Annotated in this window: 26 protein-coding genes and 2 tRNA genes; 9 read left to right on the top strand and 19 right to left on the bottom strand. The window is 64.9% G+C overall.

Annotation, left to right across the window (positions count from 1 at the left end):
• The first annotated feature begins 7 nt into the window (after positions 1–7).
• The 5 genes from ACX3PH_RS07900 to ACX3PH_RS07880 all read left to right on the top strand — a co-directional run bounded on the left by ACX3PH_RS07900 (position 8) and on the right by ACX3PH_RS07880 (position 4757).
• The gene (locus ACX3PH_RS07900; protein WP_459091150.1) at positions 8–925 is read left to right on the top strand and encodes an ACP S-malonyltransferase; all 918 of its coding nucleotides are present in this window, start codon (positions 8–10) and stop codon (positions 923–925) included.
• On the top strand, positions 922–1926 hold the full coding sequence (locus ACX3PH_RS07895) for a beta-ketoacyl-ACP synthase III (protein ID WP_459091148.1): 1005 nt from the start codon (positions 922–924) through the stop codon (positions 1924–1926). The genes ACX3PH_RS07900 and ACX3PH_RS07895 overlap by 4 nt, the downstream gene beginning before the upstream one ends.
• Positions 1927–1969: 43 nt before the next feature.
• A complete protein-coding gene (locus ACX3PH_RS07890; protein WP_459091146.1) occupies positions 1970–2218 on the top strand; it encodes an acyl carrier protein in 249 nt (82 codons plus the stop codon).
• A gap of 101 nt (positions 2219–2319) precedes the next feature.
• Positions 2320–3555 (top strand): beta-ketoacyl-[acyl-carrier-protein] synthase family protein, encoded by a 1236-nt coding sequence (locus ACX3PH_RS07885; protein WP_459091144.1) that lies wholly within the window; start codon positions 2320–2322, stop codon positions 3553–3555.
• A 17-nt stretch (positions 3556–3572) separates the two neighbouring features.
• Positions 3573–4757: a glycosyltransferase family 4 protein gene (locus ACX3PH_RS07880; RefSeq protein WP_459091142.1), complete on the top strand. Its 1185-nt coding sequence runs from the start codon at positions 3573–3575 to the stop codon at positions 4755–4757.
• A gap of 87 nt (positions 4758–4844) precedes the next feature.
• Here the strand turns inward: ACX3PH_RS07880 and ACX3PH_RS07875 are convergent, their stop codons facing one another.
• Positions 4845–5348 carry a DUF3145 domain-containing protein gene (locus tag ACX3PH_RS07875; protein ID WP_459091140.1) on the bottom strand — a complete coding sequence of 168 codons (504 nt, stop codon included), beginning with the start codon at positions 5346–5348 and terminating at the stop codon, positions 4845–4847.
• 203 nt (positions 5349–5551) lie between these two features.
• Between ACX3PH_RS07875 and ACX3PH_RS07870 the strand changes: the two genes are divergently transcribed.
• Positions 5552–6112, top strand: coding sequence for a PadR family transcriptional regulator (locus ACX3PH_RS07870; RefSeq protein ID WP_459091138.1), 561 nt, complete (start codon positions 5552–5554; stop codon positions 6110–6112).
• A gap of 67 nt (positions 6113–6179) precedes the next feature.
• Here ACX3PH_RS07870 and ACX3PH_RS07865 read toward each other — a convergent pair whose 3' ends face one another.
• The 3 genes from ACX3PH_RS07865 to ACX3PH_RS07855 all read right to left on the bottom strand — a co-directional run bounded on the left by ACX3PH_RS07865 (position 6180) and on the right by ACX3PH_RS07855 (position 9130).
• Positions 6180–7814, bottom strand: coding sequence for a bifunctional 3'-5' exonuclease/DNA polymerase (locus tag ACX3PH_RS07865; protein WP_459091136.1), 1635 nt, complete (start codon positions 7812–7814; stop codon positions 6180–6182).
• A gap of 80 nt (positions 7815–7894) precedes the next feature.
• Positions 7895–8728 carry a DUF1684 domain-containing protein gene (locus ACX3PH_RS07860; protein WP_459091134.1) on the bottom strand — a complete coding sequence of 278 codons (834 nt, stop codon included), beginning with the start codon at positions 8726–8728 and terminating at the stop codon, positions 7895–7897.
• 198 nt (positions 8729–8926) lie between these two features.
• Positions 8927–9130: a cold-shock protein gene (locus ACX3PH_RS07855; protein WP_459091132.1), complete on the bottom strand. Its 204-nt coding sequence runs from the start codon at positions 9128–9130 to the stop codon at positions 8927–8929.
• A 284-nt stretch (positions 9131–9414) separates the two neighbouring features.
• Here ACX3PH_RS07855 and ACX3PH_RS07850 point away from each other — a divergent pair, with 284 nt between their 5' ends.
• Complete coding sequence (locus ACX3PH_RS07850; RefSeq protein WP_459091130.1) at positions 9415–10215, top strand: VOC family protein; 801 nt, start codon at positions 9415–9417, stop codon at positions 10213–10215.
• Here the strand turns inward: ACX3PH_RS07850 and ACX3PH_RS07845 are convergent.
• Positions 10163–11392, bottom strand: coding sequence for an MFS transporter (locus ACX3PH_RS07845; RefSeq protein WP_459091128.1), 1230 nt, complete (start codon positions 11390–11392; stop codon positions 10163–10165). The genes ACX3PH_RS07850 and ACX3PH_RS07845 overlap by 53 nt on opposite strands.
• A gap of 44 nt (positions 11393–11436) precedes the next feature.
• Complete coding sequence (locus ACX3PH_RS07840) at positions 11437–11817, bottom strand: hypothetical protein (RefSeq protein ID WP_459091126.1); 381 nt, start codon at positions 11815–11817, stop codon at positions 11437–11439.
• 449 nt (positions 11818–12266) lie between these two features.
• Here ACX3PH_RS07840 and ACX3PH_RS07835 point away from each other — a divergent pair, with 449 nt between their 5' ends.
• Entirely contained in the window at positions 12267–13712 is a 1446-nt protein-coding gene (locus ACX3PH_RS07835; RefSeq protein ID WP_459091124.1) for a hypothetical protein, read from the top strand.
• Between the two features lie 109 nt (positions 13713–13821).
• On the opposite strand, the gene ACX3PH_RS07830 is transcribed toward ACX3PH_RS07835, so the two are convergent.
• The 3 genes from ACX3PH_RS07830 to ACX3PH_RS07820 all read right to left on the bottom strand — a co-directional run bounded on the left by ACX3PH_RS07830 (position 13822) and on the right by ACX3PH_RS07820 (position 16192).
• Positions 13822–13895 (bottom strand) — tRNA-Ile (locus tag ACX3PH_RS07830).
• An 18-nt stretch (positions 13896–13913) separates the two neighbouring features.
• The gene (locus tag ACX3PH_RS07825) at positions 13914–15167 is read right to left on the bottom strand and encodes a glycosyltransferase (RefSeq protein ID WP_459091122.1); all 1254 of its coding nucleotides are present in this window, start codon (positions 15165–15167) and stop codon (positions 13914–13916) included.
• A 77-nt stretch (positions 15168–15244) separates the two neighbouring features.
• A complete protein-coding gene (locus ACX3PH_RS07820; RefSeq protein ID WP_459091120.1) occupies positions 15245–16192 on the bottom strand; it encodes a DMT family transporter in 948 nt (315 codons plus the stop codon).
• A gap of 39 nt (positions 16193–16231) precedes the next feature.
• On the opposite strand from ACX3PH_RS07820, the gene def reads away from it, so the two are divergent.
• Positions 16232–16798, top strand: coding sequence for a peptide deformylase (gene def, locus ACX3PH_RS07815; protein WP_459091118.1), 567 nt, complete (start codon positions 16232–16234; stop codon positions 16796–16798).
• A gap of 9 nt (positions 16799–16807) precedes the next feature.
• On the opposite strand, the gene ACX3PH_RS07810 is transcribed toward def, so the two are convergent.
• The 10 genes from ACX3PH_RS07810 to ACX3PH_RS07765 form a co-directional block, all read right to left on the bottom strand.
• On the bottom strand, positions 16808–17110 hold the full coding sequence (locus tag ACX3PH_RS07810) for an AzlD domain-containing protein (protein WP_459091116.1): 303 nt from the start codon (positions 17108–17110) through the stop codon (positions 16808–16810).
• Positions 17107–17853 (bottom strand): AzlC family ABC transporter permease, encoded by a 747-nt coding sequence (locus ACX3PH_RS07805; RefSeq protein ID WP_459091114.1) that lies wholly within the window; start codon positions 17851–17853, stop codon positions 17107–17109. Before ACX3PH_RS07805 ends, ACX3PH_RS07810 begins: the two co-directional genes overlap by 4 nt.
• Before the next feature lie 25 nt (positions 17854–17878).
• Entirely contained in the window at positions 17879–18787 is a 909-nt protein-coding gene (locus ACX3PH_RS07800; RefSeq protein ID WP_459091112.1) for a sensor histidine kinase, read from the bottom strand.
• A gap of 69 nt (positions 18788–18856) precedes the next feature.
• A tRNA-Asn gene (locus ACX3PH_RS07795) sits at positions 18857–18929 on the bottom strand.
• Between the two features lie 68 nt (positions 18930–18997).
• On the bottom strand, positions 18998–20020 hold the full coding sequence (locus tag ACX3PH_RS07790) for a D-isomer specific 2-hydroxyacid dehydrogenase family protein (protein ID WP_459091110.1): 1023 nt from the start codon (positions 20018–20020) through the stop codon (positions 18998–19000).
• On the bottom strand, positions 20013–20870 hold the full coding sequence (locus ACX3PH_RS07785; protein WP_459091108.1) for an ATP-binding cassette domain-containing protein: 858 nt from the start codon (positions 20868–20870) through the stop codon (positions 20013–20015). Before ACX3PH_RS07785 ends, ACX3PH_RS07790 begins: the two co-directional genes overlap by 8 nt.
• A 5-nt stretch (positions 20871–20875) precedes the next feature.
• A complete protein-coding gene (locus ACX3PH_RS07780; protein WP_459091106.1) occupies positions 20876–22561 on the bottom strand; it encodes an ABC transporter ATP-binding protein in 1686 nt (561 codons plus the stop codon).
• A complete protein-coding gene (locus ACX3PH_RS07775) occupies positions 22558–23619 on the bottom strand; it encodes an ABC transporter permease (RefSeq protein ID WP_459091104.1) in 1062 nt (353 codons plus the stop codon). Before ACX3PH_RS07775 ends, ACX3PH_RS07780 begins: the two co-directional genes overlap by 4 nt.
• Before the next feature lies 1 nt (position 23620).
• Complete coding sequence (locus ACX3PH_RS07770; protein ID WP_459091102.1) at positions 23621–24718, bottom strand: ABC transporter permease; 1098 nt, start codon at positions 24716–24718, stop codon at positions 23621–23623.
• A gap of 115 nt (positions 24719–24833) precedes the next feature.
• Complete coding sequence (locus tag ACX3PH_RS07765; protein WP_459091100.1) at positions 24834–26465, bottom strand: ABC transporter substrate-binding protein; 1632 nt, start codon at positions 26463–26465, stop codon at positions 24834–24836.
• Positions 26466–26604 lie beyond the last annotated feature (139 nt).

Raw genomic sequence — 26604 nt, 5'->3', positions numbered from 1 at the left:
TAGATAAGTGATCGTCGTCGTCTGCCCAGGCCAGGGCTCCCAAACTCCCGGTTTCCTCGACCCCTGGGTTGCCGAACCGCGCTTCCGCGAGCATCTGGATGCGCTCTCCGACGCCGCATCGATGGACTTGCTCGCGCACGGGACCGTTTCGGATGCCGACACCATCCGAGACACTGCCGTGGCACAGCCGTTGATCGTCGCCGCAGGCCTGCTCACCCTTCGCGCGTTACTCGATGGCCGCCGGGACAAGGTCGCCGGCGTTGCTGGCCACTCGGTGGGCGAGTTGACGGCCGCAGCTGCCGCCGGCATCCTCTCCGAGCATGACGCCATGACGGTGGTGCGCGAACGTGGAGCAGCCATGGCGGATGCTGCCGGCCAGGCGAAGACCGGAATGAGCGCGGTCATCGGCTCCTCCGAGGAGGAACTGCTGTCCACATTGGAATCGCTCGGCCTCGAACCGGCGAACTTCAATGGTGGCGGGCAGATCGTCGTCGCCGGCGACCTTGGCGCCCTCGACCGGCTCAAGCAGGACCCGCCTGCCGGAGCTCGCGTGATTCCGCTGCAGGTCGCTGGTGCATTCCACACCCGGTATATGGCTTCCGCGGTCGAGCGCCTTCGTGCCGTGACTGCAACGGTGGACAGTCACGACCCCTCGCTGACCATCTGGACGAACCACGATGGCACCGCGGTGGATAGCGGTGCGCGGTTCGTCGAGCTGCTGGTCGGCCAGGTCTCCTCCCCGGTACGGTGGGACAGGACCATGGAGTCTCTCGCAGCTGTCGGAGTCTCCGGAATTATCGAGGTCGCGCCAGCGGGCGCCCTCGTCGGCCTTGCAAAACGCGCACTCAAGGGCGTGCCGACCGTCGCAGTGAAGACGCCGGACGACCTGGATGCCGCATACGCCTTAATCGATGGGAACTCATGAGCACTCCAATTCTGAAGCAATCACGCGGGGTCGAGTTCACTCGCATCTACAGTTACGGTGCCGCTCGAGGCGACCTCGTGGTCCCCAACAGTGAGCTGATCGGACCGATCGACTCCAGCGACGAGTGGATCCAGCAGCGCACTGGCATCATCACTCGGACACGGGCATCCGTCGGCGTGCTCGCCGTCGACCTGGCAACGGATGCTGCCAAGGAAGCGATTGAGAAGTCGGGTATCGCACCCGACAAGATCGACCTGGTCGTCATAGCGACCATCAGCAACGTGATCCAGACGCCATCGATGGCCGCCGTCGTAGCAGACCGCGTCGGAGCCAACCCAGCTGCGGCCTATGACACCAACGCAGCCTGTGCCGGGTTCAGCTACGCCGTAACCCAGGCGGATGCGCTCATCCGTTCGGGTGCAGCACATTACGCACTGGTGATCGGCGCCGAGAAGCTGTCTGACGTGGTCGATCCCACCGACCGTTCCATCTCGTTCCTGCTCGGCGATGGCGCCGGCGCCGTCGTGATCGGGCCGAGCGACACGCCCGGCATCGCGGCACCGGTCTGGGGTTCCGACGGGTCGAAGGCGCACGCCGTGAGCATGAATGCGACGCTGATCGATTTTCGTGAGGGCGATGCCAACTGGCCGACGCTCCGCCAGGAAGGCCAGACGGTTTTCCGCTGGGCCGTCTGGGATATGGCGAAAGTGGCCAAGCAGGCGTTGGAGGAGGCCGGGATCACCTCAGCCGACCTCGCCGCGTTCATTCCGCACCAGGCCAACATGCGCATCATCGACGAGTTCGCCAAGCAGCTGAAACTGCCTGAGACCGTGGTGATCGCACGCGACATCGCCACCACAGGCAACACCTCGGCCGCATCGATTCCGCTCGCCACTCATCGGTTGCTTGAGGAGCATCCGGAACTCAGCGGTGGCCTCGCCCTGCAGATCGGATTCGGTGCCGGGCTCGTATTCGGCGCCCAGGTTATCCGGTTGCCCTAAACTTGACCACGGTCATAACGACACCCCCAAGGAGAAAACAACAATGGCATTGTCAACCGAAGAAGTTCTGGCCGGCCTCGCCGAGCTGATCAATGACGAGACTGGTATCGCAACCGACACGGTTGAGCTGGACAAGTCGTTCACTGACGACCTGGACATCGACTCCATCTCGATGATGACGATCGTCGTCAACGCTGAAGAGAAGTTCGATGTGAAGATTCCGGACGACGAGGTGAAGAACCTCAAGACTGTCGGCGACGCCGTCAGTTTCATCGTCAACGCGCAGGCGTAGTACCACCACAACGCGGGCGGCCAGCCAGCACTGCCCCGTCTGGGACCGTGTCTCGGCTGGTCCGGCCCGCGTTTGTCACCGTGTGACCCACTGGAGATGTCATGACCAAAAAGATCGTTGTCACCGGGCTGGGAACCAGCTCACCGCTAGGCGGAAACGTCGCCGACTCGTGGAAAGCGCTACTCGCCGGAGAATCGGGCGTCAGCACCCTCGAGCAGGACTGGGTCGCCGAGTACGAGCTTCCCGTCACTTTCGCCGCCCAGGCCAAGGTTCCGTCGTCCGAGCTCCTGGAGCGCGTGGAGACCAAGCGTCTCGACCCCAGCAGCCAGTTCGCCCTGATCGCAGCCAGGGAAGCCTGGGCAGATGCCGGCTCCCCCGACATTGATCCCCTGAGGATCTCCGTTGACTTCGCCACCGGTATTGGTGGCATCTGGACCCTCGTCGACGCATGGGAAGCCCTCCGCACCCGCGGCCCTCGCCGCGTGCTGCCCATGACCGTTCCCATGCTGATGCCGAATGGCCCTGCCGCGGCCGTGAGCATGGCGCTCTCCGCGCGCGGAGGTGCGCGCACCACGGTGTCTGCCTGCGCATCCGGAACCGAGTCCATCGTCAACGCGTACGCACACCTGCAGGCCGGGCTGACGGATGTTGTCATCGCCGGTGGAAGCGAAGCGGCCATCCACCCGCTGCCCATCGCCGCGTTCGCCGCCATGCAGGCGCTGTCGAAGCGCAACGACTCTCCCGCAACGGCCTCGCGCCCGTACGACGTCTCTCGGGACGGTTTCGTGCTCGGTGAGGGTGGTGGCGCCATCGTCCTGGAGACGGAGGAACACGCCCTTGCCCGCGGTGCCCGCATCTACGCCGAGCTGACCGGCGGGTCGGTCACCAGTGACGCCCACCACATCACCGCACCCGACCCCGAAGGATCGGCCGCGGCTCGGGCAATGAAGATGGCCATCGACCAGGCAGGCGCTTCCATCGATCAGGTGTCGCACATCAACGCCCACGCCACCAGCACCCCGGTCGGCGATATCGCCGAGTACAACGCCCTGTTGCGCATCTTCGGTGATCGCCTGCCCGAGATCCCGGTCTCGGCGACGAAGGCGGCGACCGGCCACCTGCTCGGCGGAACCGGCGCGCTGGAAGCCATCTTCACGATCCTGGCCCTCCACGAGCGCACCGCGCCGCCGACCATCAACCTGAACGAGCAGGATCCGGCGATTCCCCTGGACGTGGTCACTTCACCGCGTCCGCTCGGTGGCGGGCCGCTGTTCGCGCTCAGCAACTCCTTCGGCTTCGGCGGCCACAACGCCGTCGTCGCGTTCCGCAGCGTCTGATCGGGGCCTCCGACCGTATGCGCATCGCCATCGTCAGCGACTACTTCCTGGATTATGTCGGCGGGGCGCAGACCTCCATGCTGCAGCAGCGGCTGGCACTGTTGCAGGCCGGCCACGAGGTGGTCTTGGTGTCTGCGACCCGGGAACGCGGGCGCCGCTTCCAGGTCGGGGCCGAGGGCTTGCGCATCCGCCCGCTGTTCACCCTGCCCGGCGTCGAGTTGCCCGTCATCCCGAACAACACGACGACGACGGATGCCCTGGAGACCTATTTTCGGAAGCTCGGCGTCGAGGTCGTCCATGTTCAGACGGAGTTCGGGCTGGCGCATGCTGCGGCTCACGTCGCGCGCCGGATGGGAATCCGGGTCATCCACACTGTTCACACGTTCTACTGGGCGAGCGACGGCGGCTGGCACGCCCCATTGGCGCCGGTGCTGCGGAGCGCACTCACCCGGTTCACCCGTTCGACCATCCCCCGGCTGGAATTCACTCCCCGGCCGGTGGACAACTTGTTGCGCAATGTCACGCTCGGCATGGCGTTGGCGGCGGACGCCGTCGTCTCGCCGTCCGCGCATCAGGCTGCGGACCTCCAGAAGGCCGGGGTCGTGGGGCCGATCGCTGTCGTTCCCAACCCGATCGCCGATTCGCCGCGGCCGCCGGTGCCGCTCACAGCCGAGTTGGCCGCCGAGCCGCGTTTCCTCTGGGTGGCGAGATGCGAGGCGGTGAAACGGCCGCTGGTCTTCGCTGAGGCGGCGATCAAGGCACTGGAGCGAACCGGCAACGGCTTCAGCGTGGACTTCGTCGGCGACGGTTCTGAACTTCCGGCCTTGCGGCGCCTTGCGGAAGGCCACCCGAACATCCGCGTGCACGGTTCCCTGCCGCACGAGAGGGTCCTCGATCTCATGGACGGTTCGGCCGCAGTCGTGCTCACTTCCCTCGGGTTCGACAACCAGCCGATGACCATCGCCGAGGCCGTCAGCCGGGAACGCGGGGTGCTCTACTGCGACCCGAAACTGATCGAGGGGCTCGGTCAGGCGGGTTTCCTGTCGACGACTCCGGATGCCGACGGGCTGGCGGATGCACTTGTCGCCCTCGCCAATGAGCCGTCACGGCTGGTTGAGCTGTCGCAGGGCGCCGCCCGTGACCACGCGCTGTTCAGCGCTGCCGCCTATGTGACCAGCATCCTCAGGGCGTACGTGGGCTGAGTCACTCGCTGACCGAGGGTATCGAAATCCCTGGACCCAGGTTTCGATACGCTCCCTGCGCGAGCTACTCAACCCGCAGAAAAGGCGTCAGCCGACCTTGTGCAGCCACACCACCTGATTGTTGTCGCTCGCGTGACGGAACGCCTCGAGTTCGTCATCCCAGGCCTGGCCGAGGGCGAGGCGAAGTTCACGGTGCAGTTCGAAGGCGTCGGACCCGGCGATCTCCATCGCGTAGCGAATCCGGTCTTCCGGGATGACGACGTTGCCGGCGGTGTCGGTCTGGGCGAAGAAGATGCCGAGGTCCGGGGTATGAAGCCACCGTCCGCCGTCACTGCCCGGGGTGGGATCTTCGGTGACTTCGAAGCGCAGGTGTTCCCAGCCGCGCAACCCGGAGGCGATGGCGGCGCCGGTCCCCTGGTCGCCTTCCCAGTAGAACTCCGTGCGCATCGAACCCTTGAGCACGGGTTGTTCGGCCCAATCGAAGTTCACGGCGCGGTCGAGCGCGCGCCCGGCAGCCCACTCAACATGCGGGCAGAGAGCACGAGGAGCGGAGTGAACATAGATCACTCCGCGTGCGGTTGCTGCAGCCACAATTTCTCCATTCCGTTTGGTTCGACTTCCCCATCGACCACCGGAATGTGCATTGTGTTCACAGCGTGGTTGTTCAGTTAGCTGAAGTTGCCTTCACCTGCATTATGCCTGATCACGGGGGCGAATCACAACAGTGTCATTAGTGTTTCCCGCGATTCTCCCTATACTCGGTATGGCATTCCTGTCCCGAGAAAGGATGTCCCATGTCTGTGCGTGACGGAATTCTGGGCATCCTGACCCTTGGTCCGGCGTACGGCCTGCAACTGCACGCCGAGTTCATGGCGAGGGCACCACACCGGAAACCGGTGAATGTCGGGCAGATTTACGGCACCCTGGAGCGCCTGACCGGGCAGGGTCTCGTCGAGAGCGCCGGCGCAACGGATGATGGACTCCCCCTCTACGCGCTGACCGTGCCCGGGCGAGAGGCTGCGGCGAGCTGGCTGTCGAGTCCGGTCACCACGTCGTTGCCGGAATGGACCGAGATGCTCGACCAGGTGCTGGTGGCGAGCTCGGTAGACCCGGCCGGGGCTTTGGCGCTGAGCAAGGGCTTCCGCCGCTGGTGGGAGCAGGACCTTCGCGAGTTGCGAGCCACGAGCACCAATGAATTGGCGCACGATGAGCGACTCGCAGTGCTCGCCCGGGATGCGCAGGGTGTTGCCGCGTTGGCGTGGCTGAGCGCGGCCATCTCCGACCTGGCGGAGCTGGATACGGCCCGCGGGTTGTCGCCGCACCGGCCCAAGCGAGGACGTCGGCCCCTACGCTGATCGAGTCTGCCCTCGCTGATTGAGCTTGTCGAAGTCCCGGCACAGGTTACTTGATGCGGGAGACCGGCTACTTGGCCTGGCCGTAGTTGTCAACGACGGCGACGGTGAGCGGGAACTCCACCGGGAGGCTGCCGAACAGCAACCGGCCCGCCTCGGCCGCCGAGGCGCGCACCGCCTCGGCTACGGCATCCGCTTGATCAGCCGGGCAATGGATGACCACCTCGTCGTGCATGAAGAACACCAGGTGGGCGGACCTGGTCAGCCACGAGCCTCCCGCGAGCTCGTGCAGGCTTCGACGCAGAGACGCCATCCAGCACATCGCCCACTCGGCAGCGGTTCCCTGCACCACGAAGTTGCGGGTGAACCTGCCCCAGGACCGCGCTTCGGTCCGCGCGCGCGATTGCGCGGCATCCGTCGCCCCTTCCCCTGAAGCGTTGGACTGGATGTCGTGCCACTCCTCACCCGGAAACGGGGAGCTGCGCCCCAGGCGCGTTGTCACTTTCTCGCCGCGCTCACCCGCACGTGCCGCACGCTCCACCAAACCGATCGCCTGTGGGAACGCCCGGGTCAACGCCGGCATCAGCCGACCGCTCTCCCCCGTCGTCGCACCGTACATGGCGCCGAGCATCGCCACCTTCGCCTCGTCACGCGTCTTCACGGTGCCCCTGGCGACTATCCCGGCGTAGAGGTCGCCCGCACTGCCCGCCTCCACCATCCCACGATCGGCAGCCATACCGGCCAGGATGCGCGGCTCCAGTTGCGAGGCATCCGCCACCACCAGCTTCCAGCCGGTGTCCGCCACCACAGCCCCGCGAATCTGCTTGGGCAGCTGCAGGGCGCCGCCACCTCCCTTGCTCGCCCAGCGACCGGTGACGACCCCTCCGACCACATACTCGGGCCGAAAGCGACCGTCGCGCACATTCGTCTCGAGCCAGTGCCAGCCGTTCGCACTGAGCAGTCGGGCAAGCTTCTTGTATTCGAGCAACGGGCGAATGGCCGGATGCTTCACCTTCTCGAGTTCCCATTTGCTGGTCGACGAAACCTGCATCCCGGCACGCCCCAGCGCCTTGAGCAGCTCGACAGGCGAATCCGGGTTCAGTTCGGGTGCGGCCAGGTGGAGCCGTACCTCATCGAGTACGCGCTCCATCACGGCGGGCCGAACGCCAGGCAACGGTCGGACGCCCAGCGTGCGCGTCAACAGCTCGTCGTGGAGGTCCGCACGCCACGGCAACCCGGCGTAGTGCATCTCTGCCGCGATCAACGAGCCGGCCGACTCGGCAGCGAGCAGGAGCCCGATCGCTGGAACAGCGGCATCCTGTTGCCGGGCGAACTCCGCGACCGGGTCGAGCCTCGGCTTCTCGTCCAGGTCGAACAGGCCGTCGGGCGGCCTATCGGCAGCGGCCGGGTCGTCCCACCCGTCTGGTGCGGCCGTGGCAAGCACCGACGCTGCCGTGAGCTCCGAATTCCGCAGGATCGCCCGGCACAATCGCAAGTCGACGCAACGCTCGACCCGTACCCCGGCGGCAAGCAACGGTGGATACCAGCGCGAAGTGTCATCCCACACCCAGCGCGGATGCTGAGCCTCCAGCAGGGCGACCGCCGCGGGCAGGGCGGCACGGGTCACCGATTGTTGCACGCCCGGCCCGTCGATGGGAGTGATCGTCACCCGATCGTCGCGGTCGGAAGAAAGGGCGATGTGCACGAGACCAGTCTTCCGTGTACGGGCGACATTGCAGCCGGTTTCGATACGGCGCTTCGCGTCTACCTCAATCCGCAGAGATCCTAGTGGAGGAGGGCGCCGTCCTTGGCCAGTACGTTCTTCTCGCCGGCCTCGATCGGTACGGCGAACCGGTTCTGCCTGGGCGGCATCGGGCAATTGAATGCGTACGAGAAACCGCAGGGCGGGAGCACCGCCTGGTTGAAGTCCAGCGTGACGTTGCCCTCGGCATCCGGTGCCACAAACAGGAAGCGCCCAACGCTGTACGTGGTGTCGCCACTGGTCGCATCGGAGAAGACGATTTGCAGGGCGCGGCCCGACTTGATCGCCGCCAGCCGGTAGTCGATGCCGTCCTTGCTGAACGTGATCTCTCCCGGAACCTCAAGCTCGCGGGTCTCGCCCTCGTCCTTGCTGTGCTCGAACGGGATGGTCGTACCAGGCAGCTCGGCGAACTTCGCAGCTACCACCCAGTCCGGGTTGTACGCGAACGCGTCGATACCGCCGAAGTTCTGGATCGACTCGGAGTTGGCGTCCCACACCCGGAGCGCATACTGGCCGTCCTGCCCCGCGATAACGAATCCGCTCACGGTGTCGCTGAAGACCACGTCGCCCGGAGCATCCGAATCCTTGCCACGCACCGTGACGGTTCCGTCAACCAACTGCCCATCGACCACGATGTTGTCGGAGGCGGTCGCGGTGAGCCTGAGGCCGGACGCACCAGCCGGCAGCGGGGCCCAGGTTCCCGGAACACCCCAGATGGTCTGCTCGGAGTCGACCCACTGCGTGGTCACCAGCGCCAGGCTGCCCTTCGGCTGCACGACGGCCAGGTCACGCCGCTGGCGGAAGGTCGCGAGTCGTTCTTCGGGGGTCGTGGTGGTTGTCGTCGTGGTGTCGGTCATTCGTCCATCCTTGTCGAGGTCACTGACAGTAACCTTCGGCGACACGGCGATTGTTCCCGTTCCGGAGAATAGTGCCCGGCGGAATGGGCACTTTTCTCCGGAACGGGCACTCGGGGGCGGCGCACAAAAAGGTCGACCCCCACCGAAGTGGGGGTCGACCGAAGTTTTACGAGACGCCCCGGAGGGTGTCAGGTCTAACTAGAGGGGACGGATGTTCTCCGCCTGGGGACCCTTGGGGCCCTGTGCCAGATCGAATTCGACCTTCTGGTTCTCGTCAAGCGACTTGTAGCCGCTGGTCGAGATTGCCGAGTAGTGTGCGAACACATCCGGGCTGCCGTCTTCGGGGGCAATGAAGCCAAATCCCTTTTCAGCGTTAAACCATTTCACGGTTCCTGTTGCCATTTTGCTTTTCTCCTTCAGGAGTTTCGTTCGTGTAACCCCGACTGCCGGGGCTACTCGTCGCGGTCATCGTCCGCTCCCGAAAGTTCCAAGCGACCAAACGGCGCTCAGCATTCAAGATCTGCGAGGTACTGCAACTGCAATACACGACAGTAGTGCACGATGCTGACTAAATACAGCCTTTCCTGTGGATGTAATCAATCGTTACCCGTTTCATTGGACAGTTTCACCGTCGTGCGTAGGCTCTGGGCAGAGGCGGTCGAAGCAATTCTCACAAGGAGGTAACGATGTCCACCCGCGATACTGCTCCCCTCGGAGCACCGTGCTGGATCGATTTACCGTCATCAGACACTGAGCAGGCACGCACCTTTTACGGTGGCCTGTTCGGCTGGACTTTCGAGGTCAGCGACGGAGGTGACGGCGACTACATCAATTGCCTGCGGGGCGGCTCCCGTGTTGCGGGAATCATGCAGAAGGGCCCGGAATCGGAGACGGCGGAGAGCTGGATCACGTATTTCGCCTCGGCGGATGCCCAGGTAACGGCCGACCTCGCCGACGACTCGGGCGGCCAGTCCACAGTCGCGCCGATGGAAGTGGGGTCAATGGGGACCGTTGCGATGCTCGAGGACCCGGGCGGTGCGGCAGTGGGAGTATGGCAGCCGGGGCAGCACACCGGATTCACGCGGCTCGACGAACCGGGCACACCGGTGTGGCACGAGCTGATCACCCCCAACTACCGCGCCTCGGTGCTCTTCTACGAGACGGTTTTCGGCTGGATGACCAAAGTCGAAAGTGACACGGACGATTTCCAGTACACGACCGCCGATTTCGACGGCACCTCGCTCGCCGGGATCATGGACGGCACCGTCGACCTGGCGGAGGACGCCCCTGCGCGGTGGGATGTCTACTTCGGCACGGAGAACGTCGACAGCACGGTTGCGCTGGCCGAGTCGCTGGGCGCTCGGGTGGTCGATGCTGCTGAGGACTCGCCTTACGGTCGCTTCGCGACGCTTGCCGACCCGTCCGGGGCGGAGTTCAAAGTGATGACCCCGTCGGAGTGGCAGAGCCCCTCGCCGGGGGCATCCTGAGCGCGTAGGCGGATGCGATCAGCATCAGCACGACAGCTGTGCCGAAGGCAGCCGGGAATGAGACGGCGTCGACCAGTGCGCCGGCAACCAGCGGTCCGATGATCGCGCCAACATCGGAGAACGCGGAGAAGACGGCAACCGGCTGACCGCCGCGCGAGCCTGCGGCGTCGCCGACCGCGGCAGCCGGGGCTGTCCCCATGAACGCGGCTGCGACCCCGTAGAGGCAGAGCATGGCCATGAGCATCCAGATGTCCGCTGCGAACGGGATGACCAGCATTGCCAGCGCCCCGACGGCGTAGGCGCCCACGATCGCAGGGCGCCGCCCCACCGTGTCGACGAACTTGCCTGCCGGTCCGAGCGCGATCGTCTGCGCGACAGCGGCAACCGCGAAGGCGATGCCGGTCCAGACCGGCGGCCGGTTCAGGATCTCAACGACCAGAACCGGCACCAGGGCACTGCGCACGCCGAAGGATGACCAGCCTTGCGCCAGGTTTGCGAGGCAGGCGGCAATGAACCGCGGATCCCGCGCAACCAGCCGGAACGGGACCGGCTCGGTGGTCGGGCCACCGGCAACCTCGAGCGTCTTCGGCTGAAGCAGGAACAGGCCGACGAGTCCAGCGACGGCAAGGGTTCCCGCGTAGAAGAAGAATGGCGCCTGGAGTGAGATGACGGCGAGAAGTCCGCCGATCGCCGGCCCCGCCATGCCACCGATGAGGAAGCCGCCCTGATAGAAGCCCATGGCGCGGCCACGCAGTGTCGCGGGGGTGGACCCGAGCAGGAGGGTCATGGCGGAGATGGTGAACATGGCTGACCCGACACCGCCGACACCACGAAGAATCAGCACCTGGGGGTACGTCTCTGCGATCCCGACCAGGCCACTCGATACCGCGACGATTCCGATGCCGATGGCCAGGATGGTGCGCTCACCCCCGCGGTTGATCAGCCAACCGCAGAACGGGCTGGCAACGAGCCGCACCAGCGCGAAGGCGGAGACCACGGCGCCCACCTCGACGTAGCCGACCCCGAAACTGCGGACGTACACCGGAAGCACGGGGATGACGACGCCGAACCCGACCATGACGAAGAAGGCGATCACCCCGAGGACGAGGACGTCCCGTGGAAGCCGCTGCGAAGCATCCGGTGTCAGCTTGCTGACAAGACGACGGATGAGGCGCACCCGTCTAGGCTATGGCCTCCACAGCAGGCACCAGCCCAGTCTGACTAGCCCAGCGCGACGATGAGGGTGAGCACAGCGAGGACGACCGTCACCGGAACCATGGTGTTGCGTTCGAGCTTGCTGCGGGAGATGCCGTTCATCAGGATGCCCAGCGTGAAGTACCCGAACAGCACCCAGGATGCAACCTGGACGAACGGGTCGCTGCCGAACACTGTCATCAGGCCGGCCCTCTCCAACAGGATGAGCGCAAAGAGCACATAGAGGATGATCGACACCGCACTACCGACGCGAAGCTTGGTGGGCAGCACTCGGTGCTGACCGCCCCAGGCGAAATGCCCGATCGGCGCGCCGAGGATCAACCCAAGCTGGAACACGGCGAGTGCCGCGAGAATCACGCAGGCGGCGATAGCAGCGAAAGTGGACATTCGCTCAATCTAGCGGATGCGAGTGTCCACTCTGTCGTCGGCCTCGGGGTGACCCTCATCCGGGGGTAATTCACCCGCCGTATCACCCTGGTATCACCCTTGGGTCGCCCTGCCATGCCTCGTCCAGCACGTTAGCGTGAGGCACCGCACCTGAGTCGGCTGAACCCGAAGCCAGCCGACTGACCCGACAGAGTGCCTCAAGAAGGTGATCCCCCACACCGAATTCTCCGGCCGACCCTACGGCCGCATCACCGAGCCGAACGTTCAGGATCCCGCCCTGGCATGCAGACGCCACCTCAGCCGTCGCGCCGTGCGTGGACGGGCTCCCATGACGATGCATCCCACCCCCAGCTCTACAGCTCGCTATCAAGGAGATGACCATGCAACCCAAGAGGCAACCACTCTCGGTGGCACCCCGCACACCAGACGGACACAACAAACGCCCTTTAGTGAAATTTCTCGCAATGATCGGCAGTGTTGCCGTAGTGGCGGTAAGCCTGCTTGCCGTCAACCCGGCAATGGCGAACACGGACAACTCGAATCATGAGTCTTTCTGGGAGACAGCCGCCGGCGAGAGTTGTTACAAGATCGACAACGGTGTTCCCGTCCCGTATGTGTTGCCAGCCGCCCCCGAAGGCAAGACCTATTCGAAGGTCGTGATCAAGGCGGGAAGCGGTATCGATGAGAACAAGGTCTACACCACCGGGCTCACGGCCGGAACACCGTTCATGCATGCGACGAAGGACAGTATCAGCCACGTCATCGTCTGTACGATCCCGACCCCATCAATCGTGGTAGCGGACGTCCCTGTACCGAGCTTCGCGGATCTGTGTGGCACCGACAATGACGGCTACGGGCTGCCCACATCGACCCAGGTCTCCTACGCAGTCGACGACCAGCGCGTCAACGGCGTCGGCACCGTCACGGTGACCGCCACGGCGAATCCCGGGTTCACCATCGAGGCCGGCGTGACAGCATCCTGGACCTTCACCTTCACGGATGAGCCCTGTGTGGTGGTCCTGGAGGTGCTTGCCGATCCGACGATGACCGACGACTGCGGCATCGCGAACGACAAGCTCACCGTACCTTCGGACTCGGATGAGGTCAGCTACGACGTGGACGACCAGCGCGCCGACGGCGTCGGAACAGTCACGGTGACCGCAACAGCGAATGCCGGGTTCCAGTTCGCCGACAACATGCAGACTGTGTGGACAATTGAATTCACCGATGTGGATTGCCCCAGCACCGTGGTGCCCGTGACACCGGGAGTGAACGGACAGTTGTGTTTCCTCGGTAACTTCATCGCCGGATCGATCAACGTCGAACTGAATGATGCTGTCGCATACCGCATCACGGGCAACGGAATCGACATGGTGGCCACCAAGGCGATCACGAACGTTGCCCCGGGGAACTACACGGTGACGGCGGAGGCGAAGCCCGGCCATGTCCTGGACGGCAAGTCCAGCTGGCAAGTGACGGTCGCCGCCGCGCAGGCGTGTGGCGAGCTGGAAACGCATCCGTTGGTAACTCCATTGGCGTCCATGACGAATATGGGCTGTGCCACCGATGGTTCGTACACGCTGAACGCGATCGAGGGTGTTCTCTGGCTCGTCGATGGCGAGCCGACAGCGGCCGGAACGTATCCGGTGAGGACTCCGGGCGCCGTGAACGTGACGGCGCAGGCGGATGGACCCGAGTTCGGTCTCGAGTTCGAGGCACAGACGGAGTGGACGTTCACGTTCACCGCGGCGGAGGCGTGTGGCGACCTGCAAACGCTGGCCATGACCGGTGGCGGGCAGTCGATGAACGGATTGCTGATGTCCAGCGGTCTGCTGCTGCTGTTCGGCGGCGTCCTTCTGGTGATGTCGCGTCTGAAAGCATCTCGCGTCGAATAGGTTTCGGCGCGGACAGAGTTCGGGTGTCCGGTCCTCCCCGTTCGGGCGGGGAGACCGGATGTCCGAACACCAAATGTCCAGAATCACCCGAAGCAATACAGGAAACCTGTAGGGCGGACGGGACTTGAACCCGTGACCGACGGATTATGAGTCCGCTGCTCTAACCAGCTGAGCTACCGCCCCGGATCGCCGGCGGGACCGCTACGCGGACTCGTCCAGCGAAACCTCGGTGACCGGATCGGTGACCGCTTCACCACGATACAGGCTCTCAAACGTGTTCAGCGTGCGCTCGATGTCGTGCGCCTCGATGAATTTGAGGCTCGTCTCCTTGAACCGTTTCAGGTCCGAATCCGACGCCTTGAGCACGTCGGTCAGCTTCTCTGCGAGGTCGGCAACATTGCCCGGCTCGAACAGGTAGCCGTTGACGCGGTGGTGCACCAGGTGCGGCAGCGCCATCGCGTTCGCCGCCACGATCGGAAGAGCGGATGCCATCGCCTCCATCGTCGCGATGCTCTGAAGCTCGGCGATCGACGGCATGGCGAAGACGGTCGCGCGCGTGAGGATCGCGCGGAGCTCCTCGTCGGAGACGTACCCGGTGAAGTTCACCCGATCGCGGATGCCCAGCTCGACGGCGAGCAGTTGCAACTCCCTGAGCTGGTCACCACCCCCGACGATGTCGAGCTGGACGTCCAGCTCGCTATCGAGCCTGGCGACCGCCTTCAGGAGCACGTCGATGTGCTTCTCCCCGGTGACCCTTCCGACGAAAACGACTCGGTTGCCCTGACGCGGTGCGAACGACGGCGTGTAGAGACTGGCGTTGATGCCGCAGGAAATCGCGTGGACTCCCGTGACCGAGGTTTCCGCTTCGAGGAACGCTGCCGCCTTGCGGGTCGGCGTCGTCACCGCCGAGCAAAGCCGGAACGTCCTTGCGGCATCCTGCCAGGCCAGGCTGATCGCCGGGCGGCGCAGGAATTTCGGCAGCAGCGTGTGCTCGATCATGTTCTCGGGCATGAAGTGGTTGGTGCCGATGACCCGGATGCCACGCTTCGTCGCCTGCCGGGCCAGACCGCGACCGACGACGATGTGCGACTGGATGTGGACGACATCCGGCTTCACCTCATCGAGGATGCGCGCGGCGTGCGCCTGACTGCGCCACGGCAACACGAAACGCAGCCAGTCGTGCGGGAACCAGCGCCATGAGTACACGCGGTGGACGGTGAACGCAGCGCCATCGTGCTCTTCGGTGAACTTGCCGTGCTTGCTGCTGAACGCCGGCGCCTCAACGTGCACCTCATGCCCGCGCTGCGTCAGTCCGGCAGCGAGGCGGGACGCGAAATTCGCTGCACCATTCACATCCGGTGGGAAGGTGTCGCAGCCGATTAGCACCCGAAGTGGTGCGGAATTCGGGGACCCTTGCGGGTCAGCCTGCTGGCTTCGATCGGGGGTGTCGGGCACGACGTGTAGCTGTCCCTTACGGTTCATTCCCGCGCGGCGTTCACGAGGGTCTTGCTCAAAACTTGGATCAATCTAGCTTAGTGCTGGCTCTGCGGGTGGTGTTTCGCCAGCTCGAAGACGCCATACATGGCGACGATTCCGGCGAGCACGAACCCGATCACCGCGAACAGCGGGGCGCCGGCCGCCTCGTTCAGCACCACAATTCCGATGGAAACGGCGATCAGCGGATCGATGACCGTGAGCCCGGCGATCACCAGGTCGGGAGGGCCGGATGCGTACGCGTTCTGAACGAAGTATCCGCCGAGCACCGTCGCCAGCAGGAGCGCGCCCAGGCACACCAGCGTGAACACTTCGAAGAAGTCACCGGTCTTCGTGCGATCGATGATCACCTTCGCCAGGGTTGCGACGAAGCCGTAGAGCACCCCGGCACCGATGATGTACATGATCGCCTTGAACCGCTTGCGGTAGAGGGCGAACAGCACGGCGAATGCGACGGTGACGCCGCTCAGGATGCTCAGGATGATGATCAGCTGGGCATCCGAAACCGGGCGCGACGTGGTGGTGAATGCGGCCAGGGTGACGAAAACGGCTACACCGAGGACGCAGAATCCGATTGCCCTGATCGACAATCGGTCGATCCGCACCCCGGTGATACGAGCGTTCATGATCGCCGTGATCACCAGCGCCACAGCGCCCAGCGGCTGCACCAGCGTGATGGGCGACAGCCCCAGGCTGGTCAGCTGCGCGACGATCGCCAGGCCGAGCATGAGCGTGCCGAACAGCCACGACGGTCTCCGCGCAAGCGCGACCAGTTGGCTCATGCTGAGGCCGGCCGTGCTCAGCACCGGAGGGGTCAGCCCCTCGATGTCCTGCAGGGCACGGGCGTGAGCATCCACTTTGCCAACGCCGCGGTGTTGCAGTTGCGCGCCGACCGCAAGGAAAACCGCCCCGATCAACGCAATCGGAATGCCGAGAAGGGCGAGCGGGGTCAGGGACTCCGTCAAGTCAGTCAGATCCGCCAGCACGCAACGACACTACCGGCTGACGCCCGATATTCTTGGCGAATGGCCGTACTTCCCATCCAAATCACCGGTGAGCCGGTACTCCACACCCCAGCCAGCCCGGTGACGGACTTCTCCGACGAACTCGCCACCCTGGTCTCCGACATGTTCGAGACCATGGAGGCCGCGCCGGGGGTCGGCCTGGCGGCCCCGCAGGTGGGAGTCGGGCTGCGACTTTTCGTCTATGACTGGACCGACGACTCGGACAGGCACTTCAGGGGCGCTGCCATCAACCCACAACTGTGGATCAGCCCGACAGCCACCGGGGAAGCGGATGAAGAGGACGAGTCCGAAGGCTGCCTCTCGGTGCCCGGGGAAAGGTTCGCCCTGCGACGCTCCGAGCTGGCCATCCTGAGGGCGGTCGGGCTGGACCATAAACCATTCGAGGTTCGCGCGGAAGGCTGGTTGGCCCGCATCTTCCAGCACGAGTACGACCACCTCGACGGGGTGCTCTACGTCGACCGCCTCGACCCGGCGCAGGCGAAGGCCGCAGCCAAGGCCGTGAAGCGAAACGGCTGGGGATCGCCGGGGAGCAGTTGGTTGCCCGGGGTTGACCACCTGGATGACTGAGGTGGTTCATTAGAGCAGGCGCAGGATGGCGGCCGTTGCGGCAGCCGCAATGATGACGAGGACGAACGGCACGCGCAGGGCGAACAGGCCGGCAGCAACCAGCAGCGCAGGCACCCGAGCGTCGAGCACGACCTGACTGCCGGAAGCGAAAGTCTGGGTCGCCACCAGCGCCGCCAGGAGCGCCACGGTCAACAGGTTCGCGACCCTCGATGGGCGCGGTTTCTCCATGAAGGAGGGCGGCACCAGGTATCCGGACAGCTTGAGGGCCAAGCATCCGACCGACGCAATGATGATGATCGTCCACAGGGTCATGGGTGCTCATCCCCCGTCACGATGGTGTCTGCGCTGACCTCTTCCTCCAGGGTGTGTCGCTGCTTCACGCCCAGCCAGTTGGTAAGCCCGACAACCACAGCAACCACGGCGGCTGCGAGTACCGGAAGTCCGGCAGGCAGCATGGGGGTGAGGACGGCCGCGACGACAGCCGCCGCCACAGCGACGACCACCGGTTGCAGTTCCTTCAGCCGTGGCCAGAGAAGTCCGAGGAATGCGGCCGCGGCTGCAGCATCCAGCCCGTACGCGCTGACATCGCCGAGCGCATCCCCGACGAACGCACCGATGAGCGTGCTGAGGTTCCACCCGATGAAGATCAGGATTCCCGTCCACCAGAAGCCGACGCGCTGCGCACGCAAGCTGTGCTGTGCGGTCGAGACGGCGGTGCTCTCGTCGATCGTCAGGTGTCCCGCGGCGGCCCGCCTGAAGAAGCCGTCGCCGATGATCGGGCCCATCCGCATCGCATAGATGGCGTTGCGGCTTCCGAGCAGCACCGCGCTGGCAATCGCAGCGGGCCCGGCAGCCACTCCGCCGGACGCGAGGACGCCGATCAGGGCGAACTGGGAACCGCCGGAGAACATGAGCAGGCTGAGTACGCAGGTCTGCCAAATGTCAAGGCCGGCGGTCACCCCGAGCGCGCCGAACGACACGCCGTACGCAGACACCGCCAACCCGACGCTGACCGCCTGACGGATGGCGACCGCATCTTCGGCACTCCGAGCCATCAGGCCGGGAACCGTCCAGCCATGGCTACGACATCCGTTCGCGGTCGGCGAGCGGCCCGGTTCGAAGCGCAGGGAAGGTGACGGCAACCGAGAAACCTACGCCGGGAACCGTCTCAGCGTGGAACACTCCCCCGAACAACTCTGCACGCTCCCGCATCTCAGTGATGCCGGGGCCACTCGGTGTGGAGGTCAGGGCAGCTGCGTCCTCATCAACGGTGTAACCGCCGGCCTTGGCGAGGCTGTTCGGGTCGTCGCCCTCGCGGCGGGTCGCAGCACGGATGCCGTCGTCGTCAATCAGGACACGGATGCCTTGGTCACTCCAGCGGAAGGCCACGGTGACCGAGGTACCTTCCCCGCCGTACTTCAACGCGTTCGACAGCGACTCCTGCAGGATGCGGTAGATCGCAAGCTCCGCACCGGACTTCAGCTCGAAGCGTTCGCCCGTCTCCTCGAACCGGATCTCAAGCCCCGCCTCGCGCATGACGCGAAACAGCTCCCTGGCCGTTTTGATGCCAGGCTGCGCACCGGCATCCGCCTCGCCGTGCTTCACGATGTCGGTGACGCGGCGCAGGTCATCGAGCGTGGCCCGGGCGGCGTCCGCGATGGACGCGACCGAACGCACCGCTGCACCCGGGTCGCTCTCGGCTGCATACCGCGCGCCATCCGCCTGCCTGACGATGGCCGTGATGGAGCTGACGGCGACACCACCCAGTTCACCGACCATGCGCAACCGGGCAGTCTGCTCTGCCAGCAAGGAGTCCAGGTCGAGGAGTGATCGTTCACTCTCGGCACGAACGGCCGACTCGCGCCGTCGACGGCGCGAAGCCCGCACCCACAACAGCAGGAACACCAGCGCAAGAAGCAGAAGCGCGGCGGATGCCACCGCGAGGATGACTGTCGTCTGGGACGCATCCTCACCGAGCAACGCGTCCATCTACGACTCCTGAACTATGGCTCATCGGCTGACGGCCCGGCCTCCGAAGAGACCGGGCCGCACGCTGTGCTCCCCGAGATGGACTCGAACCATCAACCTGCCGGTTAACAGCCGGCTGCTCTGCCAATTGAGCTATCGAGGATTGCTGAAACAGCTTGGCTACTTTACCAAGGATTCGGGTACGACCAAATCGGCACCCGCGTTTCGTGCTCAGTAACCCGCTTTCGGGTCGACAACGCCCACGAATCTGCCGTGGTCGAGGAAAGCTTCCACGTTCAGCCGCAGGCGTTCGGCGAGCAGCGGACCGGTCATATCGGGAGTATCCGCACTGTGTGGCGTGATGATCACGCGAGGCTCGTCCCAGAGCGGATGTCCGTCCGGGAGTGGCTCCGGATTGGTGACATCGAGCCCGGCCCCGTGGATGGATCCGTCAGCGAGGCCTGCGGTGAGGGCATCCGTGTCGATCAGGCCGCCGCGCGCAACGTTGACGAGTACGGCGGAAGTCTTCATGAGTTGGAGCTCTTCTGCCCCGATGAGGTTCGCCGTTCCCGTCGTCATGGCTGCCGCCACAAAGACCACGTCAGCCGTTGGCAGTACCTCGTGGAGCTGGTCCGCGGTCACGGTCCGGTCGGCGCCGGGGAACGGGTCAGTGCTGCGGCGAACCACGGTCAACCGCACGCCGAACGGTTGCAGCAGGCGCGTCAGTTCGACCGCGATACCGCCCGCTCCGATGAGCACGACGTTCAGTCCGTAGAGCGAACGCCCTTCTGGCAGTGTCGACCAGCTGCGGGCACGAACCCGGGTGGGGATCACCCGCAGAAGGGACAGTGCGAGCATCAGCGCGTGCTCGGCAACCGGTTGGGCGTATGCACCTTTCGCGCTCGTCCAGAGAGGTAACGCGGAATCTGTGTGCTGGGCGAGAACGTCGGCAAACGCGTCCACCCCAGCCCAGGGCAGCTGCACCCACTCGATCTGCGGGTTGGCGTCCAATACCTTTGCCAGCTCGGCTGCACCCTTCGATGCCAGCCAGACCAGGCCGCGGGTCTGGGGACCCAGTTCGGCCAGCGCTCCCCCGGCATGGCGTACCGCGTTCTCGAACAGAGGCTTCGACTCGGGCAGGAGCGCGATGGGCCCCGGGTTCGGGCGCCGGTCGCCGGCAACCTGTTCGACCAGCTCGGACCCCATGACTGCCCGATGTTGCGGCGGAACGTGACCTTCGAATGATTCAGGCATGGTGAACCTCCGGATGAGCTGGTGAACGTCGGGCCGCAGCCAGCCCCTTCAGGTACGGATGCGTTGGGGCGGCCAGCACTTCGTCCAGAGTTCCGAGCCCGATCATGATTCCATGCTGCAGCACGGCGACCCGATCCGCGACCCTGTCGACAACCCCGATATCGCTGCTCACGATCAACGCGGAGAACCTGCGCTCAGCCTGCAACTCGCGGATCACGTCGAGCACTCCCTCCCGCACCGTCGCGTCGACACCCCTGGTCGGCTCGTCGGCGACCAGCAGTGTCGGCTCGAGGATCAGCGCACGGGCGAGCGCGACCCGCTGGCGTTGCCCGCTGCTCAACTCGTGCGGCATCCGGTTCATCATGCCGAGGGACAACCGCACGGAGTCGATGAGGGCAGCGACAGCATCCGCTGCCTCGTACTGGTCGAATCGGCGATCACGCTGGTAGATCGGCTCTGCCACATTCTCGGCGACCGTCAACCGCGGGTCGAGGCGCACGGCCCCATCCTGAGGCAGGTAGCCGACACGCAGGGTCAGCCGGTTGCGTTGCCTGGCGGTCACGCCGCGCACCTCGGTTCCGTAGACGCTGAGGGTGCCGCCGCAGATCTCCGCGATGCCGTCATCGATGAGGCCGCGTCCCGCTCTCGCCGCCACGGTGAAGGCCAGGGACGACTTTCCTGACCCGGATTCCCCGACGACGCCGAGCACCTCGCCCTCCGCGAGGTCGAAGCTGACCCCGGAGACAGCAAGCGAGTATGAGGCGGAATTGCGAGTGCGATAGTGCACCGAAAGGTCCCGCGCTGAGACCACCACTTCCGGCACGTCGCCGGCCGAGTCGAGATCGACCATGCGGCTCACGCTCCGTTGTGTCTCAAGCGGTGCAGTTCCCTGCGACGCTCCGCCTGCTCCTTCGGGTTGGGCACCGGCAATGAGGCGAGCAGTCGCTGAGTGTACGGATGCTGTGGGGCACCCAGGACCTGCTCCCCCAGGCCCTCCTCGACGAGCTCACCGTGGAAGAGTACGCCGATCCGGTCGGCGAGGAGGTCGACGACAGCCAGGTCGTGGCTGATGAACAGGGCGGCGAAGCCGAAGTCGCGCTGGAGCTCTGCAAAGAGCTCGAGGACCTTGGCCTGCACCGACACATCCAGTGCGCTGGTCGGCTCGTCGGCGATCAGGAGCTTCGGTTTCAGCGCCAGCGAGCGGGCCAGGCTGGCGCGCTGCCGCTGCCCACCACTGAGTTCGTGCGGGTAACGGTCACCGAAGCTCTTGGGCAGTTGCACCGCCTCCAGCAGCTCATCGACCTGCTTACGGGCCGCCTGGGCGCTCTGGGTCCTGCCGTGGACGAGCAGGGGCTCCGCGACGCACTCTGCAATGGTCAGGAGCGGGTTGAAACTGGTTGCCGGGTCCTGGAACACGAAACCGATCTCGCTGCGGAGCGGCCGGAACTTGCGTTCACGAACCCCGAGCATCTCCTGCCCGAGTACCTCGAGTGAGCCACCGGTGACCTTCGTGAGCCCAGCGATGGCACGGCCGATCGTGGTCTTGCCCGAACCACTCTCGCCGACCAGGCCGAGCACCTCGCGCTCGCCGATCTCGAAACTGACCTGGTTGACGGCTCGAAAACTCGGCCTGCCGAGGCGGCCGGGATATTCGATGATCAGGTCACGGGCGACGACCAGTGGTTTGGTGTCGAGCATCGCGCGGTCCATCGCCCGCTCCCGGGTGCTCGCGGCACCCGTGCCGATGTGCGGAACCGCGGCCAGCAACTTCTTGGTGTACTCGTGCTGCGGGTTTCCGAACAGCGAGGTCGCGTCGGCCTCTTCGACCACTTTGCCCTCGTACATCACGACAACGCGGTCGGCCAGGTCGGCGACGACTCCCATGTTGTGCGTGATGAGCACGATGGCGGTGTTGAACTCGTCTTTCAGGTCGCGCAAGAGGTCGAGGATCTCGGCCTGCACCGTGACGTCCAACGCGGTGGTCGGCTCGTCGGCAACGATCAGCCCGGGGTCCAGCACCAGTGCCATGGCGATCACGATGCGCTGCTTCTGGCCACCGGAGAACTGGTGCGGATAGTAGTCGACCCTGTTCTTCGCGTCGGGGATTCCCACCTTCTCCAACACGGCGATCGCTTTCGCCCGGGCTTCGGTGCGCGTGAACTTGCCGTGCGCGCGAAGTCCCTGGGCGATCTGCCAGCCAACGGTGAAGACCGGGTTGAGCGCTGTTGATGGTTCCTGGAACACCATCGCCACGTCCTGGCCCCGAATCTGGCGCAGCTTCGATGCCGAGAGACGGATGACGTTGGTGCCGCCGATCAGTACCGCCCCCGACGTCGTGGCGGTCTCGGGCAGTAGCCCGAGGATGGTCTTCGCCGTAACGGTCTTGCCGCTCCCGCTCTCGCCGACGATCGCCAGCACTTCGCCGGCGCGAACGGACAGGCTGACGCCGTCAACAGCTCGGACGTCTCCGCCGTCAGTGGCGAACGTGACACTCAGATCGTCAATGCGAACCGCTTCTTCACCAGCAACCAGAGTGCTCATGCGCGTCCCTCCTCAATTGTGAAAACGGATGCCGTGTCCAGCCCGGCGACCCCGTCGAGGGAGCCTCCGGGGACCACTGCGGCTGCTGCCCCCACAGTGGGTGTTCCGTCGGCACGTCTGCGGGTGCGAAGGCGCGGGTCGGCGAGGTCGTTCATGCTCTCACCGATCAGGGTGACACCGAGCACGACCATCACGATGGCGAGGCCGGGGAAGACCGAAGTCCACCAGATACCGCTCGTGACGTCTGAGATCGACTTGTTCAGGTCGTAGCCCCACTCGGCCGCCGACGTCGGCTCGATGCCGAAGCCGAGGAAGCCCAGGCCGGCCAGGGTCAGGATCGCCTCAGACGCGTTCAGCGTGAAGATGAGCGGCAGCGTCCTGGTGGCGTTCCGCAGGATGTGCCGGAACATGATCCGGAAGCTGCTTGCCCCGAGAACCTTGGCCGATTCAACGAACGCCTCAGCCTTGATGCGGACCGTCTCCGCCCGGATCACCCGGAAGTATTGCGGGATGAAGACCACGGTGATGGAGATCGCCGCCGCCAGGATTCCGCCGAACAGGCTCGATTGACCGCCAGAGATGACGATGGCCATGACGATGGCCAGCAGCAGGGTGGGGAACGCATAGACAGCGTCGCAGATGACGACCAGTACCCGGTCCACCCAGCCGCCCAGGTATCCGGAGAACAGTCCCAGGAACACCCCGGCGAAAATCGACAGGAGGACCGCGATCACGATGACCAAAACCGCCGTCTGGGATCCCCAGATCACCCGGGAGAGCACATCGTACCCGCCGACCGTGGTGCCGAGCAGGTGTTCGGCGGACGGCGGCTGTTGGGCGCCGAACGTTCCGTTATCGTCGCGCAGTTGACCGTAGCCGAACGGGGCGAGCAGCGGGGCAAAGGCGGCGCACAGCACGAAGATGCCCGTGAGGACGAGCCCGGCGACCAGCATTCCGCGCTGGAGGCCGACGCTCTGGCGCAGCTGGTGGATGACGGGGAGTCGCTTCCACAATGGAGGGCGGGACCGCTGCACGTCGGGGATGGTTTCTACCGACATGTCAGTACCTCACTCTCGGGTCGATGAGCGCCGCAATGATGTCGACGATGAAGTTGGTGACGGCTACGATAACCGCGAGCAGCATGACGATGCCCTGCACCGCGACGTAGTCTCGCGCGGACAGGTACTCCACGAGCATGAACCCGAGGCCCTTCCACTCGAACACCGTCTCGGTGAGCACCGCGCCGCCGAGGAGCAGGGCGATCTGCATGCCCATGACCGTGATGATCGGGATGAGAGCCGGCTTGTAGGCGTGCCTCGTCACCAACCGCAGTTCCCGGACACCGCGTGACCTGGCCGCGTCGACGTACTGCGCAGAGAGCGTGCCGATCACGTTCGTGCGCACGAGGCGAAGGAAGACGCCGGCCGTCAGCAGCCCGAGAGCGAGACCCGGCAGGACCGCGTGGGAGAGGACATCCGCCACATTGTTCGAACTGCCGGTCTGGAACGCGTCGATCAGGTGGAATCCGGTCGGGTTCTCGAGAAACTGGATGTCCAGCTCGGTGCGAGTGGATGCGCGGCCTGCGACCGGGAGCCACTTCAGCCAGACGGCGAAGACCAGCTTGAACAGGAGCGCGGAGAAGAAGACGGGCGTGGCGTACCAGAGGATGGCCGTGACCCGCAGCACGGCGTCTGGCCACTTGTCGCGGAAGTAGGCGGCGACCATGCCGAGCGGAATGCCGAGGATGAACGCGACGATGAGCGAGTAGAAGGCGAGTTCCAGCGTCGCGCCGCCATAGGTCACGAGGATCTCGGTGACCGGGCGTCCGTCGCTGATGGTGCTGCCGAAGTTTCCGGTGAACACCTGGCCGATGTACTCGAGGTACTGCACGATCAGCGGGCGGTCATACCCGGCTGCGTGGATGCGCTCCTGCAGCTGCTCGGCGGAGAGCCGGCCACCCAGTGCTGCGGTGATCGGGTCGCCGATCAGCCTCATCAGCATGAAGACCATGGTCACCAGGATGAACACGGTCGGGATGATCAGGAGCAGCCTGGTGACGATGTAACGGCCAAGATTGCTGCCTCCGGAAGCCTTCGGCTTCCTGGGCGGCGCCACCGGACCTTGTGGGTCCGAGACCGCCAGCGCGGGTGAAGTCATTGTCGCCTATCTGGTTCGGGAGGCACCCGAAACGAAGGGGCGATCCGCATAATCACGGATCGCCCCCGATTCGGTTTGTTGCCGATTTAGCTATTCGATAGTAACCGGATCGCGACTAGCCCCGCCCGATGACACCGAAGCGGAACTTGAACGACGCGTCGAGCGTGTCAGCCACGCCCGTCACGCCAGCGGAGGAAACCGCAACCTGGGCTCCCTGCAGGAACGGCAGGGTCGACAGCTGCGCCGCAACCTTGTCCTGGATGTCCTCGATCAGCCCAACACGGGTGTCAGCGTCCATCTCGACAGCCTGCGCCGGAATCAGCTTGTCCAGCTCAGCGTCGCTGAAGTGGTTGGCCAGGAAGTTGTCGGTCTGGAAGAACGGCGACAGGTAGTTGTCAGCGTCCGAGTAGTCCGGGAACCAACCCAGCTGGTACATCGGGTAGACATCAGCCGAACGCTCTTCAGCGTAGGTGACCCACTCGGTGGACTGCAGGTTGACCGTGAACAGGCCATCCGTCTCCAACTGGCTCTTGATCAGCGCATACTCGTCACCTGAACTCGGGCCGTAGTGGTCCGGGTTGTACTGCAGGTTGAGCACGACCGGCTCGGTGATTCCGGCACCGGTGAGACGCTCCGCAGCCTTGACTGCATCAGGTCCGCCGTCGCCGTCGCCGTAGAGGCCCTTGAGCGACTCAGTGGCACCCGTCAGTCCGTCCGGAACGTAGGAGTACAGCGGCAGGTAGGTGCCCTTGTAGACCTGGCTGGCGATCTCTTCACGGTCGATCAGGTCGGCCATGGCCTGGCGGACCGCGAGAGCCTTGTCCGCGTCTGCCTCAGCCGTTGATGCGCCGAACGGCATCGTGTTGAAGTTGAACACGATGTAGCGGATCTCTCCACCGGGACCGTAGTTCACCGTGACGCCGTCGTCGCCCTCGAGGTCTTCGACGTCGGTAGCCGAGAGGCTGCGCGTCGCGACATCGATGTTGCCCTCCTGAACGTCGAGCTTCAGGTTCGACGAGTCAGCGTAGTAACGGAGGTTGATGGTGTCGGTGACCGGCTCCCCCAGGACGCCCTGGTAGTCGGGGTTGGCCTTGAACTGAACCAGCTCGTTGAACTTGTAGCTGGCGATCACGTACTGGCCGGCGAAGGCGTTGCCGTCGATGATCGCGTCGTCGTCGGTGACCGCGTCAGCGGCGAATACCTCTTCATCGACGATCGGACCGGCCGGGCTGCTCAGGATTTGCGGCCAGATCTGGTCGTTGTCCTGCTTCAGGTGGAAGACGACGGTGGTGTCGTCGACAGCCTCGGTCTCCTCCAGGTTGTACAGCAGCGTGGATGGACCGTTCTCGTCCGCAATGGCGAGCTGGCGGTCGAAGCTGAACTTGACGTCCGACGAGGTCAGCTCGTTGCCATTCGCGAAGGTCAGCCCTTCCTTGAGCTTGACCGTGTACTCGGAGGGAGCGGTGAACTCGGCGGACTCTGCGATGTCTGGTTCGACATCCGCTGTACCGGGCTGTGAGTTCATGATGAACGGGTACACATTGTTCATGATCGCGAACGAGCCGTTGTCGTACGAGCCGGCGGGGTCGAGGAACGTGACCTTGTCGGTGGTGCCGATGGTGATGGCGTCGCTCGAAGGCTCGTCGCCACTGCCACCTCCTGCACAACCGGTGAGCACGAGTACCGCGGTGGCCGTGCCACCGAGCACTGTCAGCGCTCTTTTCTTGAAGCTTGATCCGGACGTCATATCCGTCTACCTCTCTGTTGTTCTGTCGTGATGAGCACCCCCGGCTGGTGGGCTGGGGGCGCCGGTGACGCAGCGGCGCAGTTCGTGCGCGCTGTCTATGTCTTGCTAACACAGGTTACGAGCAATGGCCCGGAGCAAA

It is taken from the genome of Homoserinimonas sp. A520 (genome assembly GCF_054489245.1).
This window is presented reverse-complemented; position numbering and strand designations above follow the sequence as displayed.